The 14,738-nt window shown below is 72.0% G+C and carries 14 protein-coding genes and 1 pseudogene; 12 read left to right on the top strand and 3 right to left on the bottom strand.

Going from position 1 to position 14,738, the window contains the following annotated elements; translation table 11 throughout:
* Positions 1 to 58: 58 nt before the first annotated feature.
* From HUT10_RS05320 to fgd, 7 genes are read left to right on the top strand one after another with little or no spacing between them, the layout of a single operon-like run.
* Complete coding sequence (locus HUT10_RS05320) at positions 59 to 826, top strand: SDR family oxidoreductase (protein WP_176170139.1); 768 nt, start codon at positions 59 to 61, stop codon at positions 824 to 826.
* Complete coding sequence (locus HUT10_RS05315; protein WP_176170138.1) at positions 823 to 1,692, top strand: SDR family oxidoreductase; 870 nt, start codon at positions 823 to 825, stop codon at positions 1,690 to 1,692. Before HUT10_RS05320 ends, HUT10_RS05315 begins: the two co-directional genes overlap by 4 nt.
* Positions 1,692 to 2,432 carry an enoyl-CoA hydratase family protein gene (locus HUT10_RS05310; RefSeq protein WP_176170137.1) on the top strand — a complete coding sequence of 247 codons (741 nt, stop codon included), beginning with the start codon at positions 1,692 to 1,694 and terminating at the stop codon, positions 2,430 to 2,432. Before HUT10_RS05315 ends, HUT10_RS05310 begins: the two co-directional genes overlap by 1 nt.
* A complete protein-coding gene (locus tag HUT10_RS05305) occupies positions 2,422 to 3,285 on the top strand; it encodes a CoA transferase subunit A (RefSeq protein ID WP_176170136.1) in 864 nt (287 codons plus the stop codon). Before HUT10_RS05310 ends, HUT10_RS05305 begins: the two co-directional genes overlap by 11 nt.
* Positions 3,282 to 4,013, top strand: a complete 732-nt coding sequence (locus tag HUT10_RS05300) for a CoA-transferase subunit beta (protein WP_176170135.1) — start codon at positions 3,282 to 3,284, stop codon at positions 4,011 to 4,013. Before HUT10_RS05305 ends, HUT10_RS05300 begins: the two co-directional genes overlap by 4 nt.
* Positions 4,010 to 5,065: a nitronate monooxygenase family protein gene (locus HUT10_RS05295; protein WP_176170134.1), complete on the top strand. Its 1,056-nt coding sequence runs from the start codon at positions 4,010 to 4,012 to the stop codon at positions 5,063 to 5,065. Before HUT10_RS05300 ends, HUT10_RS05295 begins: the two co-directional genes overlap by 4 nt.
* A gap of 3 nt (positions 5,066 to 5,068) precedes the next feature.
* Complete coding sequence (fgd, locus tag HUT10_RS05290; RefSeq protein WP_176170133.1) at positions 5,069 to 6,073, top strand: glucose-6-phosphate dehydrogenase (coenzyme-F420); 1,005 nt, start codon at positions 5,069 to 5,071, stop codon at positions 6,071 to 6,073.
* A gap of 16 nt (positions 6,074 to 6,089) precedes the next feature.
* Here fgd and HUT10_RS05285 read toward each other — a convergent pair whose 3' ends face one another.
* From HUT10_RS05285 to HUT10_RS05275, 3 genes are read right to left on the bottom strand one after another with little or no spacing between them, the layout of a single operon-like run.
* Positions 6,090 to 7,241: an acetyl-CoA C-acetyltransferase gene (locus HUT10_RS05285; RefSeq protein ID WP_176170132.1), complete on the bottom strand. Its 1,152-nt coding sequence runs from the start codon at positions 7,239 to 7,241 to the stop codon at positions 6,090 to 6,092.
* Between the two features lie 9 nt (positions 7,242 to 7,250).
* Entirely contained in the window at positions 7,251 to 8,012 is a 762-nt protein-coding gene (locus tag HUT10_RS05280) for an SDR family oxidoreductase (RefSeq protein ID WP_176170131.1), read from the bottom strand.
* A complete protein-coding gene (locus HUT10_RS05275; protein ID WP_176170130.1) occupies positions 8,009 to 9,154 on the bottom strand; it encodes an acyl-CoA dehydrogenase family protein in 1,146 nt (381 codons plus the stop codon). The genes HUT10_RS05280 and HUT10_RS05275 overlap by 4 nt, the downstream gene beginning before the upstream one ends.
* A gap of 82 nt (positions 9,155 to 9,236) precedes the next feature.
* Here HUT10_RS05275 and HUT10_RS05270 point away from each other — a divergent pair, with 82 nt between their 5' ends.
* The 5 genes and pseudogenes from HUT10_RS05270 (at position 9,237) to HUT10_RS05250 (ending at position 14,700) form a co-directional block, all read left to right on the top strand.
* Entirely contained in the window at positions 9,237 to 10,769 is a 1,533-nt protein-coding gene (locus tag HUT10_RS05270) for a FadD3 family acyl-CoA ligase (protein WP_176170129.1), read from the top strand.
* A complete protein-coding gene (locus HUT10_RS05265) occupies positions 10,766 to 11,611 on the top strand; it encodes an enoyl-CoA hydratase (protein WP_176170128.1) in 846 nt (281 codons plus the stop codon). The genes HUT10_RS05270 and HUT10_RS05265 overlap by 4 nt, the downstream gene beginning before the upstream one ends.
* A pseudogene (locus HUT10_RS05260) lies at positions 11,611 to 12,740 on the top strand (acyl-CoA dehydrogenase family protein). Before HUT10_RS05265 ends, HUT10_RS05260 begins: the two are co-directional and overlap by 1 nt.
* Positions 12,737 to 13,654 (top strand): acyl-CoA dehydrogenase family protein, encoded by a 918-nt coding sequence (locus tag HUT10_RS05255; protein ID WP_176170127.1) that lies wholly within the window; start codon positions 12,737 to 12,739, stop codon positions 13,652 to 13,654. Before HUT10_RS05260 ends, HUT10_RS05255 begins: the two are co-directional and overlap by 4 nt.
* A complete protein-coding gene (locus HUT10_RS05250) occupies positions 13,651 to 14,700 on the top strand; it encodes an acyl-CoA dehydrogenase family protein (protein WP_176170126.1) in 1,050 nt (349 codons plus the stop codon). Before HUT10_RS05255 ends, HUT10_RS05250 begins: the two co-directional genes overlap by 4 nt.
* Positions 14,701 to 14,738: the final 38 nt, after the last annotated feature.

Raw genomic sequence — 14,738 nt, 5'->3', positions numbered from 1 at the left:
CCGACCTTGTCCCCAGCGAGAACATGTTCTAGTTTTGGGGGCGGAAGGTGGTGTGCCGGTGAAGACGGAGCTGGGCCTGGCCGGGACGGTGGTGCTGGTCACCGGCGGCGTCCGCGGGGTGGGCCGGGGCATCGCCGAGGTGTTCCGCGCCCACGGCGCCCACGTCGTGGTGTGCGCGCGGCGCGCGGCGCCCACCGAGGCGGAGTTCGTCGCCTGCGACGTCCGCGAAGAGGCGCAGGTCGCCGCGCTGGTCGAGGGGATCGTCTCCCGGCACGGGCGCCTCGACGTCGTGGTGAACAACGCCGGCGGGGCGCCGTACGTGTCGGCGGCCGAGGCGTCACCGCGGTTGCACGAGAAGGTCGTGCAGCTCAACCTGCTGGCGCCGCTGCTGGTCGCCCAGCACGCCAACGCGGTGATGCAGCGGCAGGATTCCGGCGGGTCGATCGTGATGATCTCCAGCGTCAGCGGCACCCGCCCCTCGCCGGGAACGGCGGCCTACGGCGCGGCGAAGGCCGGGCTGGACAACCTGACCGCGAGCCTGGCGGTGGAGTGGGCGCCGAAGGTGCGGGTCAACGCCCTCGACGTCGGGATGGTGCGGACCGAGCAGGCGCACCTGCACTACGGCAGCGAGGCCGCCGTCGAGGCGGTCGGGAAGACCGTGCCGCTGGGCCGGCTGGCCGAGCCTGCGGAAGTCGGGCACTGCGCCGCCTTTCTCGCTTCCGGCTTGGCCTCCTACGTTTCCGGCGCGACCCTGCGGGTGCACGGCGGAGGTGAGGTCCCGGCGTTCCTCGCCGCGGCCGACGTCAACCATCGGGAGGATTCGTGAGCGGGTTGTGCCAGGGCCGGGTGGCCGTGGTGACCGGTGCCGGGCGGGGGATCGGGCGGGCGCACGCCCTGGCCTTCGCCGCCGAAGGGGCGTCGGTGGTGGTGAACGACGTGGACGCCGACGCGGCCGCGGAGGTGGTCGAGGCCGTCGGTGAGCGGGCCGTGGCGAACTCTTCGGACGTGGCCGCTTGGGCCGGTGCCAAGGAGCTGATCGGGACCGCGATCGAGCGGTTCGGGCGCCTGGACGTGCTGGTCAACAACGCGGGGTTCCTCCGGGACCGGATGCTGGTCAACCTCGGCGAGGACGAGTGGGACGCGGTGGTGCGGGTGCACCTCAAGGGGCATTTCGCGCCGTTGCGGCACGCGGCGGAGTACTGGCGGTCCGAGGCGAAGGCCGGGCGCACCCCGCAGGCCCGGGTGATCAACACCAGTTCGGGTGCCGGGCTGCTGGGCAGCGTCGGGCAGGGCAACTACTCGGCGGCGAAGGCGGGGATCGCCGGGCTGACGGTGGTGGCGGCCGCGGAACTCGCCCGCTACGGCGTCACCGTGAACGCGATCGCGCCTGCCGCCCGCACCCGGATGACCGAGGGGGTGTTCGCGTCGATGGCGCGGCCGGACACCGGTTTCGACGCGATGGCGCCGGAGAACGTCTCGCCGCTGGTCGTCTGGCTGGGCAGCGAGGAGTCGGCGCACGTCACCGGCCGCGTCTTCGAGGTCGAGGGCGGCAAGGTCTCGCTCGCGCAGGGCTGGCGGCACGGTCCGGTCGTGGACAAGGCCGAGCGGTGGGAGCCGGCGGAACTCGGGCCGGTGGTCAAGGAACTACTCGAGCGCGCGCCCGAGCCCGAACCGGTCTACGGAGTGAGCTGATGGCGATCCTCACGAAACGCGACGGGCACGTCGAGGTGGTCACGGTCGACTTCCCGCCGGTGAACGCGCTGCCGGTGCAGGGCTGGTTCGGCCTGGCCGACGCGATCACCCAGGCCGGGCGTGACCCCGAAGTGCACGTGGTGATCCTGCGCGCCGAGGGCCGTGGCTTCAACGCCGGGGTCGACATCAAGGAGATCCAGCGCAGTGCCGGGTATGACGCCCTGGTGGGCGCGAACCGCGGCTGTCATGCGGCCTTCGGTGCGGTCTACGACTGCGAGGTGCCGGTGGTCGCCGCGGTGCACGGCTTCTGCCTGGGCGGCGGGATCGGCCTGGTCGGCAACGCCGACGTGATCATCGCCTCGGAAGACGCGACCTTCGGCGTACCGGAAGTCGAGCGGGGAGCTCTGGGGGCGGCGACCCACCTGGCCCGGTTGGTGCCGCAGCACCTGATGCGCACGCTGTACTTCACCGCCCGCAAGATCACCGCCGCCGAGCTGCACGCCCACGGCTCGGTCTACCAGGTGGTGCCGCGCGCGGATCTCGACGAGGCGGCTCTCGTGGTCGCGCGGGACATCGCGGCCAAGGACCCGCGGGTGATCCGGGCGGCGAAGGAGGCGTTGAACGGCATCGACACCCAGCAGGTGCACCGCAGCTACCGCTTCGAGCAGGGCTTCACCTTCGAGCTCAACCTGCTCGGCGCGTCCGACGAAGCCCGCGAGGAGTTCTTGAATGGCCGATAAGCGCACGACCGCCGACGAGGTGGCGGCCGAGCTGAAGGACGGCATGACCGTCGGGATCGGCGGCTGGGGCTCCCGGCGCAAGCCGATGGCCCTGGTCCGCGCGATCCTCCGCACCCCGGTCAAGGACCTCACCGTCGTCTCCTACGGCGGCCCGGACGTCGGGCTGCTTTGCGCCGCGGGCAAGGTCAAGCGGGTCGTGTTCGGGTTCGTCACGCTGGATTCGATCCCGTACGACCCGTGGTTCGGCCGCGCCCGCGAGACCGGGGCGATCGAGGTGACCGAATACGACGAGGGCATGTTCGGCACGGCCCTGTCGGCGGCGATGCAGCGGCTGCCGTTCCTCCCGACGCGGGCCGGGCTCGGCTCCGAAGTCATGCGCGCCAACCCGCACCTGCGTACCGTCCGCTCGCCGTACGACGACGGCGAGGAACTCGTCGCGGTCCCGGCACAGCACCTGGACGTGGCGCTGGTGCACCTCAACCGCGCCGACGCCCGCGGCAACGCCCAGTACCTGGGGCCGGACCCGTACTTCGACGAGCTGTTCGGCCTGGCCGCCGAGAGGTGTTTCGTGTCGGTGGAAAAGCTCGTCGACACGGACGAGCTGCTGGCCGGCGGCCCGGTGCAGTCGCTGCTGCTCAACCGGGGCAGTGTCGACGGCGTCGTCGAATCCCCGCGGGGGGCGCACTTCACCACGGCGGTGCCGGACTACGGCCGGGACGAACGCTTCCAGCGGCACTACGCGGCCTGCGCGAAGGAGCTCGACGCGTGGCCCCGCTTCGTCGACCGGTTCCTGTCCGGTGACGAGCGGCGGTATCTGTCCGAAGTGGACAAGTTCGAGGCGGAGGCGGCATGAGCGCGACCCGGGCCGAGATCGCCGTGGTGGCGGTGGCCGAGCTGTTCCGCGGCGACGGCGAGATCCTGGCCAGCCCCATGGGTTTCATCCCGCAGCTGGGCGCGAAACTCGCGCGGCTGACGTTCGAGCCGGACCTGCTGCTGTCCGACGGCGAGGCCCACCTGCTGACCGCCGACGGGGTGGTCGAGGGCTGGCAGCCGTTCCGCAAGATGCTCGACACGATCGTCCCGCACGGACGACGGCACGTGCTCATGGGCGCCAACCAGATCGACCGCTACGGCAACCAGAACATCTCCGCCATCGGCGACCACGCCCGCCCCAGGAAGCAGCTGCTCGGCGTGCGCGGCGCACCGGGCAACACGATCAACCACCGCACGAGCTACTGGGTGCCCCGGCACAGCACCCGGGTCTTCGTCGAGACCGTGGACGTCGTGTCGGGCGTCGGGTACGACAACGCCGCGAAGGCGGGGTTGTCGGCGCAGAAGTACCACGACGTGCACCGGGTCGTCTCGAACCTCGGCGTCTTCGACTTCGGCGGCCCGGACCACGCCATGCGCGCGGTGTCGCTGCACCCGGGCGTCACCCGCGACGACGTCGTGGCGGCGACGGCGTTCGACATCGACTTCACCGGCACCGGGACCAGCCGCGAACCGACCGACGAAGAGCTGCGGCTCATCCGCGAGGTCCTCGACCCGAAGGACCTGCGTGACAAGGAAGTCCCGGCGTGAAGACGGCCCTGACCCGGCTGGTCGGCGTCGAGCACCCCGTCGTGCAGACCGGGATGGGCTGGGTCGCCGGGCCGCGGCTGGTCTCGGCGACCGCGGAAGCCGGGGCGCTCGGCATCCTGGCGTCCGCCACCATGACGTTCGGCGAGCTGGAAGCGGCGATCACGGAGGTCAGGAAGCGGACGGAGAAGCCGTTCGGGGTGAACCTCCGCGCCGACGCGGCCGACGCCGGCGAGCGCGTCGACCTGCTGATCCGGGAAGGCGTCAAGGTCGCCTCCTTCGCGCTCGCCCCGCGGAAGGAGATGATCGCCAAGCTGCGGGACCACGGCGTCGTCGTGATCCCGTCGGTCGGGGCCGCCCGGCACGCCGAGAAGGTCGCGGCCTGGGGCGCGGACGCCGTCATCGTCCAGGGCGGCGAAGGCGGCGGGCACACCGGCGGGGTCGCCACCACGCTGCTGCTGCCGTCGGTGCTGGACACCGTCGACATCCCGGTGGTCGCCGCGGGCGGCTTCTTCGACGGCCGCGGGCTCGCCGCCGCACTGGCCTACGGCGCGGCCGGGATCGCGATGGGCACCCGGTTCCTGCTGAGCAAGGAAAGCACTGTCCCCGACGAGGTCAAGCGCCGCTACCTCGAGCAGGGTCTCACCGGGACGGTCGTCACCCGGCGCGTCGACGGCCTCCCGCACCGCGTGCTGCGCACCGAGCTGGTCGAGAAGCTCGAACGCACCGGCAGGCTCCGCGGTCTGGCCCAGGCCGCGAGCAACGCCCTGCGCTTCCGGAATATCACCGGACTGTCCCCGGTTGCGATGCTGCGAGAAGGCTTCGCGATGAAGCACGGCAACGATCTGACGTGGAGCCAGCTGGTCATGGCGGCCAACACCCCGATGCTGCTGCGGGCGGGACTGGTCGAAGGCCGGACGGACGCGGGAGTGCTAGCGTCGGGTCAGGTGGTGGGCATGATCCACGACCTGCCCACGGTGGCGCAGATCGTCGAGGGCGCAGTCGCCGAGGCAGGTGAGATCCTGCGGCGGCTCGGCCGGGAAACGGGAGGATGAGCGGTGGCTTTGAAGGTCGGGTACAAGGCGTCCGCGGAGCAGTTCGGGCCGCGGGACCTGGTCGAGTACGCCGTGCGCGCCGAAGAGGTGGGGCTGGACTCGGTGTGGGTGTCCGACCACTTCCTGCCGTGGCGGCACGAGGGCGGGCACGCGCCGTGGGCGCTGGCCTGGATGCCGGCGGTGGCGGAGCGCACGAAGCGGGTGCAGATCGGGACGAGCGTGCTGACCCCGACGTTCCGGTACAACCCGGCGGTGATCGCGCAGGCGTTCGCGACGATGTCGCTGCTGTCGAACGGCCGGGTGATCCTCGGCGTCGGCACCGGTGAGGCGCTGAACGAGATCGCCGTCTCGGGCCGCGAGTGGCCCGAGTTCAAGGAGCGCTTCGCCCGGCTGCGGGAGTCGATCAAGCTGATCCGCGAGCTGTGGACCAGCGACAACGTGAACTTCAAGGGCGACTACTACGAGCTGGTCAACGCGCACATCTACGACCGGCCGGAGCAGCCGGTGCCGGTGTACATCGCCGCCGGTGGCCCGGTGGTGGCCAAGTACGCGGGCCGCTCGGGGGACGGGTTCATCTGCACTTCCGGTAAGGGCATGGACCTCTACACCGAGAAGCTGATGCCGGCGGTGAAGGAAGGCGCCGAAGCGGCCGAGAAGACCGTCGACGACGTCGACCGGACGATCGAGATCAAGATGTCGTACGACCGCGATCACGAGAAGGCGCTGGAGAACACCCGGTTCTGGGCGCCGCTGTCGCTGACGGCGGAGCAGAAGCACACGGTGTCGAGCGCCGAGGAGATGGAGCGGCTGGCCGACGAGCTGCCGATCGACCAGGTCGCCAAGCGCTGGATCGTCGCCTCCGACCCGGACGAGGCCGTCGCCCAGATCAAGCCGTACCTGGACGCGGGCCTCAACCACCTCGTCTTCCACGGCCCGGGCCACGACCAGGAGCGGTTCCTGACCCAGTTCTCCGAGGACGTCCTGCCGAAGCTGCGCGCCCTCGGCTGACCGGCGTTGTCCGAGGTCACAGCCGTTCGATGATGGTGACGTTGGCGGTGCCGCCGCCTTCGCACATCGTCTGCAGGCCGTAGCGGCCGCCGCGGCGCTCCAGTTCGTGCAGGAGCGTGGCGAGGAGCTTGGTGCCGGTGGCCCCGATCGGGTGACCGAGGGCGATCCCGCCCCCGTTCACGTTGACCCGGTCGGGGTCCGCGCCGGTTTCGTCGAGCCAGGCCAGTACCACGCTGGCGAAGGCCTCGTTGACCTCGAACAGGTCGACGTCCCCGATGCCGAGCCCGCTCCTGCGCAGGGCGTGCGCGGTGGCCGGGATCGGGCCGGTCAGCATCCACACCGGGTCCGCCGCGCGCACCGACAGGTGGTGGACGCGCGCCCGCGGCGTCAGGCCGTGCTCCCGCACGAAGGCCTCGGAGGCCAGCAGGGCGGCGCTCGCGCCATCGGAGATCTGGCTGGCCACCGCCGCCGTCAGCCGGGAACCTTCGCTCAGCGGCTTCAAGCCGCGCATGCGCTCCAGGCTGGTGTCGCGGCGCGGGCCTTCGTCGTGGCGGAACTCTTCCACCGGCACGGTTTCCGCGTCGAACCGGCCTTCGTCGATCGCGGCCAGCGCGCGCCGGTGACTGCGCAGCGCGTACTCCTCCATCGCCTCCCGGCTGATGTCCCAGTGCTCGGCGATCATGTCGGCGCTGCGGAACTGCGACACCTCGGCGCTGCCGTAGCGCTCCTGCCAGCCCTTCGAACCGGAGAACGGGTCGTCGAAGCCGTACTCGCGCCCGGCCAGCATGGCCGCGCTGATCGGGATGCGGCTCATGTTCTGCACGCCGCCGGCCAGGACCAGGTCCTGCGTCCCCGACATGACGGCCTGGGCGGCGAAGTGCACGGCCTGCTGGCTCGACCCGCACTGCCGGTCGACGGTCACGCCGGGCACGTGGTCGGGGAAGCCCGCGGCCAGCCACGCGGTGCGGGCGATGTTGCCCGCCTGCGGGCCGAGCGTGTCGGTGCAGCCGAGGATGACGTCGTCGACCAGGTCCGGGTCGACGCCGGCGCGTCCGACGACGGCCTTGATGACGTGGGCCGCGAGGTCCGCCGAGTGCCAGCCGGACAGTGCGCCGCCGCGCCGGCCGACGGGGGTGCGGACCGCGTCGAGGAGGAAGGCTTCGGGCACGGGGACTCCCTAGGGGTGCTGGCTGCTGACGGAGACGACTTCGCCGGTCAGGTAGGAGGCGTAGTCGCTGGCGAGGAAGACCATGACGTTGGCGACTTCCCAGGGCTCGGCGGCGCGGCCGAAGGCCTCCCGTTTGGTGAGGTCTTCCAGGAGGTCGTCGCTGGTCACCTTGGCCAGGAACGGGTGCATGGCGAGGCTGGGGGCGACCGCGTTGATCCGGACCCCGTGCTCGGCCGCGTCCAGCGCGGAACAGCGGGTCAGCGCCATGACGCCCGCCTTGGCGGCGGCGTAGTGGGCCTGGCCGGCCTGGGCGCGCCAGCCGATCACGGACGCGTTGTTGACGATCGCGCCGCCCCCACCTTGGGCGACGAACTGCTTGAGGGCGGCGCGGGTGCAGCGGAAGGTGCCGTTGAGGGTGATGTCGAGGACATGGGACCACTCGTCGTCGGTCATGTCGATGACCGACTTCGTGCCGCCGAGCCCGGCGTTGTTGATCATCACGTCGATCCGGCCGAAGTGGTCCACCGCGCCGTCGACGAGGGCTTGGACCTGGTCTTCCTGGGTGACGTCACAGGGAATCGCGTGGACGTCGCCGAGTTCGGCGGCCTTCTCCTTCAGGCGGCGCTCGTGCCAGTCACTGATCACCACGTGCGCGCCTTCTTCGAGACAGCGTTTCGCGACGGCCGACCCGATGCCGGTGCCCGCGGCGGCGGTGATCACCACGACCTTCCCCTGGAGGAGGTCGTGGCCGGGTGGGTAGGACGGGATCACGGGCGGGCCTCCCGGGGCAGGCCGAGGACGCGCTCGGCGATGATGGTGCGTTCGATTTCGTCGGAACCGCCGTAGATGGTGTCGGCGCGGGTGAACAGGAACAGCCGCTGCCACTCGTCCAGCTCGTCGCCGTCGGAGGTGAGGGACCGAGCACCGCGGGCGCGCATGGCCAGTTCGCCGAGGCCGCGGTGCCATTGCGCCCACAGCAGCTTGCCGACGGCGACTTCGGGTCCGGCGGCCTGGCCGAGCGTCCGCAGGGCGTGGGCCCGCAGCACGCGCAGGCCGATCCGGGCGCGGGCGAGGTCGGTGCGCAGCAGCGGGTCGTCGTAGGTGCCGAGCCGTTTCGCCTCGGCGGTGATGTCGTCGAGTTCGCGGCGGAAGCCGATCTGCTGGCCGAGGGTGGAGACGCCGCGTTCGAAGCCGAGGGTGGCCATGGCGATCTTCCAGCCCTCGCCGGGTGCGCCGACGACGTGGTCGGCGGGCGTGCGGGCGTCGTCGAAGAAGACTTCGTTGAACTCCGACGTGCCGGTGAGCTGCTGGATCGGCCGGATGGTGACGCCTTCCTGCCGCAGCGGGACCAGCAGGTAGGAGAGGCCGTGGTGGCGCCGGGAGCCGGGTTCGGTGCGGGCGACGGCGAAGCACCAGTCGGCCACGTGCGCCAGTGAGGTCCAGATCTTCTGGCCGTTGATGACCCACTCGCCGTCCCGCAGCACCGCGGACGTCGAGACCGCGGCGAGGTCGGAGCCGGCGCCGGGTTCGGAATAGCCCTGGCACCAGAGCTCTTCGACGGCGACGATCTTCGGTAGGAAGCGGGCCTGCTGCTCGGGCGTGCCGAACGCGATGAGCGTCGGACCGAGCAGCTGTTCGCCGATGTGGTTGACCCGGGCGGGCGCGCCCGAGGCGGCGTACTCCTCGTGGAAGGCGACCTGCTCCTCCAGCGAGAGACCCCGGCCGCCGTGCTCGACGGGCCACCCGACGCAGGTCCACCCGGCCGCGGCCAGGTGGCGTTCCCAGGCCAGGCGCAGGTCGAACTCCTCGTGTTCCCGCCCGGGTCCGCCGAGCCCGCGCAGCCGGGCGAACTCGCCGGTCAGGTTGCCGGCCAGCCAGTCCGCGACCTCACGGCGGAATCGCGACGGTTCCACGCACGCCTCCTTGCTGCCGGGCGGGTCCGGCACCTAGGGTAATGAGAACACGTTCTACTTTGTCGGTCCAGAGGAGGCTGTGGTGGGACAGACCACGATCCCGGCCGTCGTCCGTGATGCCGCCGCGAAGTTCGGGTCCGCGGAGGCGCTGGTCGACGGCTCGGTCCGGCTGGGATTCGACCGGCTTCTGGAACGTGTTCAGACCGTCGCGCGTGCCTTCGCCGCGTGCGGTGTCCGCGCGGGCGACCGGGTCGCGATCGCCCTGCCCAACACCCACCACTGGGTCCTGTCGGCGCTGGGCGCGCTCTACGCGGGCGCGACCCTGATCCCGGTCAACACCCGCTTCACCGCGATCGAAACGGTGGACCTGCTCGTCCGCGGCCGCGCCACCGCGCTCGTCGTGGCCGCCGACTTCCTCGGCACGGACCGCCACGCCGCCATCCGCGAGACGGGTGCCGAACTGCCGGACCTCGCCACCGTCGTCCGGGTGCCGCTGCAGGAGCCGCACCGGCCGGTCGAGGGCACGCTGGGCTGGGACGAGTTCCTGGCCCGCGCCGAGGGAGTCCCGCCGTCCGAAGCCGAGGCGCGGGCGGACGCCGTCGCGCCGGACGACGTCAGCGACATCCTCTTCACCTCCGGCACCAGCGGCCGCTCCAAGGGGGTGCTCTCCGCCCACCGCCAGACGGCCGACGTCGCCGCCGCGTGGGCGGAGTGCGGCCAGGTCACCGCGGACGACCGGTACCTGGTGATCAACCCGTTCTTCCACAGCTTCGGCTACAAGGCGGGCATCGTCGTGTGCCTGCTGACCGGGGCGACGATCGTCCCGCAGGCGGTGTTCGACGTCCGCGAGGCGCTGCGGGTGATCGAGCGGGAGCGGATCTCCGTGCTGCCGGGCGCGCCGACGGTCTTCCAGTCCCTGCTGCACGAACCGCGCAAGGGCGATCTGTCGTCGCTGCGGCTGGCGGTCACCGGGGCCGCCACCGTGCCGGCCTCGCTGGTCCGGCGGATGGGGGCGGAGCTGGGGTTCGAGACGGTCCTGACCGCCTACGGCCTCACCGAGGCCGTGATGGTGACGATGTGCCGGCCCGGGGATCCCGCGGAACTCGTCGCGAGCACGTCCGGCCGGGCGACCGCGGGCTTCGAAGTGGCGATCCAGGGCTCACCGGGCGAGATCGTCCTGCGCGGGCCCAACGTGATGCTCGGCTACCTCGACGACCCCGAAGCCACCGCGAAGGCGATCGACGAGCAGGGCTGGCTGCACACCGGGGACGTCGGCGAGCTGGACGCGGACGGCAACCTCACCATCACCGGCCGGCTCAAGGACATGTACATCAGCGGGGGCTTCAACATCTACCCGGCCGAGGTCGAGAACGCCCTCACCGAGCTGGCCGGGGTCCGCGACGTCGCCGTGGTCGGCGTCCCGGACCAGCGGCTCGGCGAGGTCGGCAAGGCCTACGTCGTCGGGACCGGGCTGACCGAGGAGACGGTCCTCGCCTTCTGCCGCGAACGGCTGGCCAACTACAAGAACCCGAAGTACGTCGAGTTCGTGGACGCCCTGCCCCGCAACGCTTCCGGCAAGGTGCTGAAGCGGCTGCTGACCGAGGAGAACGCATGAGTGAAACGGTGGTCCGGTCGCAGCGGCGGGGGCCGGTCGCGGTGGTGACGATGAACCGGCCGGAGTACCGCAACGCCCAGAACTCGGCGATGACCTACGCCCTCGACGACGCTTTCACCGACGCGGTGAACGATCCCGACGTCAAGGTGATCGTGCTGGCGGGGGAGGGCAAGCACTTCTCGGCGGGCCACGACATCGGCACGCCCGGCCGTGATGTGGATGTGCCGTTCGACCGGCGGGCGGTGCTGTGGTGGGACCACACCGACCGGGTCGGCGGTGACCAGCGGTTCGCTCGCGAATCGGAGGTGTACCTGGGGATGTGCCGCCGGTGGCGGGAGATCCCTAAGCCGATGATCGCGAGCATCCAGGGCGCGTGCATCGCGGGCGGCCTGATGCTCGCCTGGGTGTGCGACCTGATCGTCGCGGCCGACGACGCCTTCTTCGCCGATCCCGTGGTGCGGATGGGCATCCCGGGCGTGGAGTACTTCGCGCACCCGTGGGTGCTGGGTCCGCGGGCGGCGAAGGAAGTGCTGTTCACCGGCGAGCGGTTCACGGTGCAGCAGGCCAAGGAGTGGGGGATGGTCACCCGGATCGTCCCGCGGGCCGAGCTGGAGGAGCGCACTCTCGAACTCGCGGAGAAGATCGCCGGGATGCCGCAGTTCGGGCTGGCGCTGGCGAAGAAGGCCGTCAACCAGGCCGAGGACTTGATGGGTTTGCGATCCGGGATGGACTCGGTGTTCGGGCTGCACCACCTGGCGCACGCGCACAACGCCGAGACGTCGGAGGACTCGCTGGGTGGGCAATCGGCGCGGTCGATGCGTGACGCGAACAAGGGGGCGTGATGGACCTCGACATCGACGAGGCTTCGGCCGCCTTCCGTGACGAAGCTCGGGCGTGGCTCGCGTCGCATGTGCGTTCGCTGCCGTCGATGGACACCGCCGAGGGCTTCGCAGCCCACCGCGAGTGGGAAGCCGAGCTCGCCGAGGCGCGGTGGTCGGTGGTGTCGTGGCCGCGGGAGTACCACGGCCGGGACGCGTCGATGCTGCAGTGGCTGTTGTTCGAGGAGGAGTACTACGCCTCGGGTGCGCCGGGCCGCGTGTCGCAGAACGGGATCTTCATGCTCGGGCCGACGTTGTTCGCGCACGGCACGCAGGAGCAGCGCGACCGGATCCTCCCCGCCATGGCGACGGGGAGCAGGTGTGGGCGCAGGCGTGGTCGGAGCCCGAGGCGGGCAGCGACATCGCCGCGTTGCGCAGCACGGCGGTGCGCGCCGACGGCGGCTGGTTGCTCTCCGGGCAGAAGACGTGGAGTTCCCGGGCGTCCTTCGCCGACCGCGCGTTCGGGTTGTTCCGCACGGATCCGGAAGCCCAGCGCCACCACGGCCTGACGTACTTCATGGCCGATCTGAAGGCCGAAGGCGTGACGGTCCGGCCGATCCCGCAGCTGGACGGCGAACCCGGGTTCGCCGAAATCTTCTTCGACGACGTGTTCGTGCCGGACGAGGACGTGATCGGCGAGGTCGGCCAGGGCTGGCGCGTCGCGATGACGACGGCCAACAACGAACGCGGGCTGTCGCTGCGCAGCCCGGGCCGGTTCCTCGCCGCCGCCGATCGCCTGGTGGACCTCTGGCGGTCGAGCGGCGCCGGGGAGTCCACCCGGGACCGGGTAGCGGATGCGTGGATCGGCGCGCGCGCCTACCAGCTCTACACGTTCGGGACGGTCAGCAGGCTGGCCGAGGGCGGCGAGCTGGGCCCCGAGTCGAGCGTGAACAAGCTGTTCTGGTCGCACCTGGACGTCGAGCTCCACGAGACGGCCCTGGACGTGCTCGGCCCGGCCGCGGAGACCGACCAGGCCTGGGTGAACGGCTACCTGTTCTCCCTCGCCGGGCCGATCTACGGCGGCACCGACCAGATCCAGCGCAACACCATCGCCGAACGGCTGCTGAAGCTCCCGAGGGAGGCCCGCCGATGAGGTTCCTGCTCTCGCCGGAGCAACGGCAGTTCGCCGCGACCCTGCACGAGCTGCTCGGCGGGGCCGACACCGCGGCCGCCGCCCGCGCCTGGGCGGCGGGGGAGCACGAACGCGGCCTCAAGCTCTGGCGCGCGCTCGCCGACGTCGGCGTCTTCGCGCTGCTGGTCGGCGAGGAACACGGCGGCCTCGGCGCCGGGCCGGTGGACCTCGTGGTCGCCTGCGAGGCGCTCGGCTACCACGCCGTCCCCGGCCCGGTCGCCGAGTCGGCCGCGGTCGCACCGGCCCTGCTCACCGGCGACCGGCTCACCGCGCTGGCCGAAGGCGACCTCGTGGCCACCGTCGTCGCGCCGCCGGAGGTACCGCTGGCCCTCGACGCCGACGTCGCGGGCGTGGTCCTCGACCTCACCGGCGCGGAACTCGCCGCCCAACCCGGACCGGTGCGCTCGATCGACCCGCCGCGGCGGCTGTTCCGGGTCACGGCCGCGGCCGGGCGGGCGGGCGGGCCCGCGTTCGACCGCGGTGTGCTGGCCGTGGCCGCCCAGCTGCTGGGCGCGGGGCAGTGGCTGCTCGACACGTCGGTGGCGTACGCGAAGCAGCGCAAGCAGTACGGCCGGGCCATCGGCGAGTACCAGGCGATCAAGCACCTGCTCGCCGACGTCGCCACCCGGCTCGAACTGGCCCGGCCACTGCTGCACGGCGCGGCCGTCGCCGGGGACGCCTTCCCCCGCGACGTCTCGGCGGCGAAGGTCATGGCCGGCGAAGCGGCGAACCTCGCTGCCCGGACCGCCCTGCAGGTGCACGGCGCCATCGGCTACACGGCCGAGCACGACCTCGGCCTCCGGCTGACGAAGGTGCGCGCGCTGGCCGGGGCGTGGGGGACCGGGTCCTTCCACCGGGCGCGGGTCCTGCGATGACGGATCCGCTGGAGACCGAGGAAGCGCGGGCGCTGCGGGACGCCGTCCGCGCGCTGCTGGCGCGCCGGTCGGGGCCCGAGGCGGTGCGGGCGGCGATGGCGTCGCCGCTGGGCTACGACGACAAGCTGTGGTCGACGCTCTGCGAGCAGATCGGCGTCGCCGCACTGGCGATCCCGGAGCACTACGGCGGCGCGGGCGCCGGGCTCGCCGAAGCGTGCGTCGTGCTGGCGGAACTCGGCCGGATGCTGACCCCCGCACCGATGCTGGGTTCGGCCGTGCTGTGCGGGGAGGCGTTGCTGCGCACCGGGAACGACGAAGCCTGCGAGCGGCTGCTGCCGGGCATCGCCGCGGGCACGACGCTGGCCGCGCTGGCCTGGTCCGATGTGGACGGATCGGGCACGCCGGCCCTGCGCGCGTCGGAGACCGGGCTCGACGGCCGCGCGCACTACGTCCTGGACGGCGACCTCGCCGACGTCCTGCTCGCGGTGGCCCGCACCGACGACGGCGCCGGCCTGTTCGAAGTGCCGGTCGAAGGGGTGCGCCGTTCGCGCGTGACCAGCATGGACCCGGGACGGCGGCTCGCGGTCGTGGAATGCACCGCGGCCCCGGCCCGCCGCCTCGACGCGGGCGGCTTCGCCGAGGCGCTGCGGAAGCTGCGCGACGTGGCGACGATCGCCGTCGCGGCGGAGCAGACCGGGGCGGCCGCGCGGGCGCTGGAGCTGACGGTCGAGTACACGAAGCAGCGTCGGCAGTTCGGCCGCCCGATCGGGTCGTTCCAGGCGCTGAAGCACCGGATGGCCGACGTGCACGTCCACGTGGAGGCGGCTCGCTCGGCGCTGTACGCGGCATTGGTGGACGGTGACCCCGAGGCCGTGGCGACCGCGAACCTGGTGTGCACCGAGGCGTTCACCCACGCGGCGGCGGAGATGATCCAGCTGCACGGCGGCATCGCGATCACCTGGGAGCACGACGCCCACCTGTACTTCAAGCGAGCCCACGGCACAGCCCGGCTCTTCGGCGACGCGGGCGCTGTGCTCGGCTCGTGAGCGGGACTGCGGCCGGTGTCCGGCGAGCCGGTCGCGCG

The sequence above is a fragment of the Amycolatopsis sp. Hca4 genome, from assembly GCF_013364075.1.
GTDB lineage: Bacteria > Actinomycetota > Actinomycetes > Mycobacteriales > Pseudonocardiaceae > Amycolatopsis.
The sequence above is the reverse complement of the archived record's forward strand: the minus strand, read 5'-3'. Positions and strand labels throughout refer to the sequence as shown.

Coding starts and splice junctions, on each gene's coding strand:
- HUT10_RS05310 (WP_176170137.1), top strand. CDS start 1,692: ATGGCGATCCTCACGAAACGCGACGGGCACGTCGAGGTGGTCACGGTC.
- HUT10_RS05305 (WP_176170136.1), top strand. CDS start 2,422: ATGGCCGATAAGCGCACGACCGCCGACGAGGTGGCGGCCGAGCTGAAG.
- HUT10_RS05300 (WP_176170135.1), top strand. CDS start 3,282: ATGAGCGCGACCCGGGCCGAGATCGCCGTGGTGGCGGTGGCCGAGCTG.
- HUT10_RS05265 (WP_176170128.1), top strand. CDS start 10,766: ATGAGTGAAACGGTGGTCCGGTCGCAGCGGCGGGGGCCGGTCGCGGTG.
- HUT10_RS05255 (WP_176170127.1), top strand. CDS start 12,737: ATGAGGTTCCTGCTCTCGCCGGAGCAACGGCAGTTCGCCGCGACCCTG.
- HUT10_RS05250 (WP_176170126.1), top strand. CDS start 13,651: ATGACGGATCCGCTGGAGACCGAGGAAGCGCGGGCGCTGCGGGACGCC.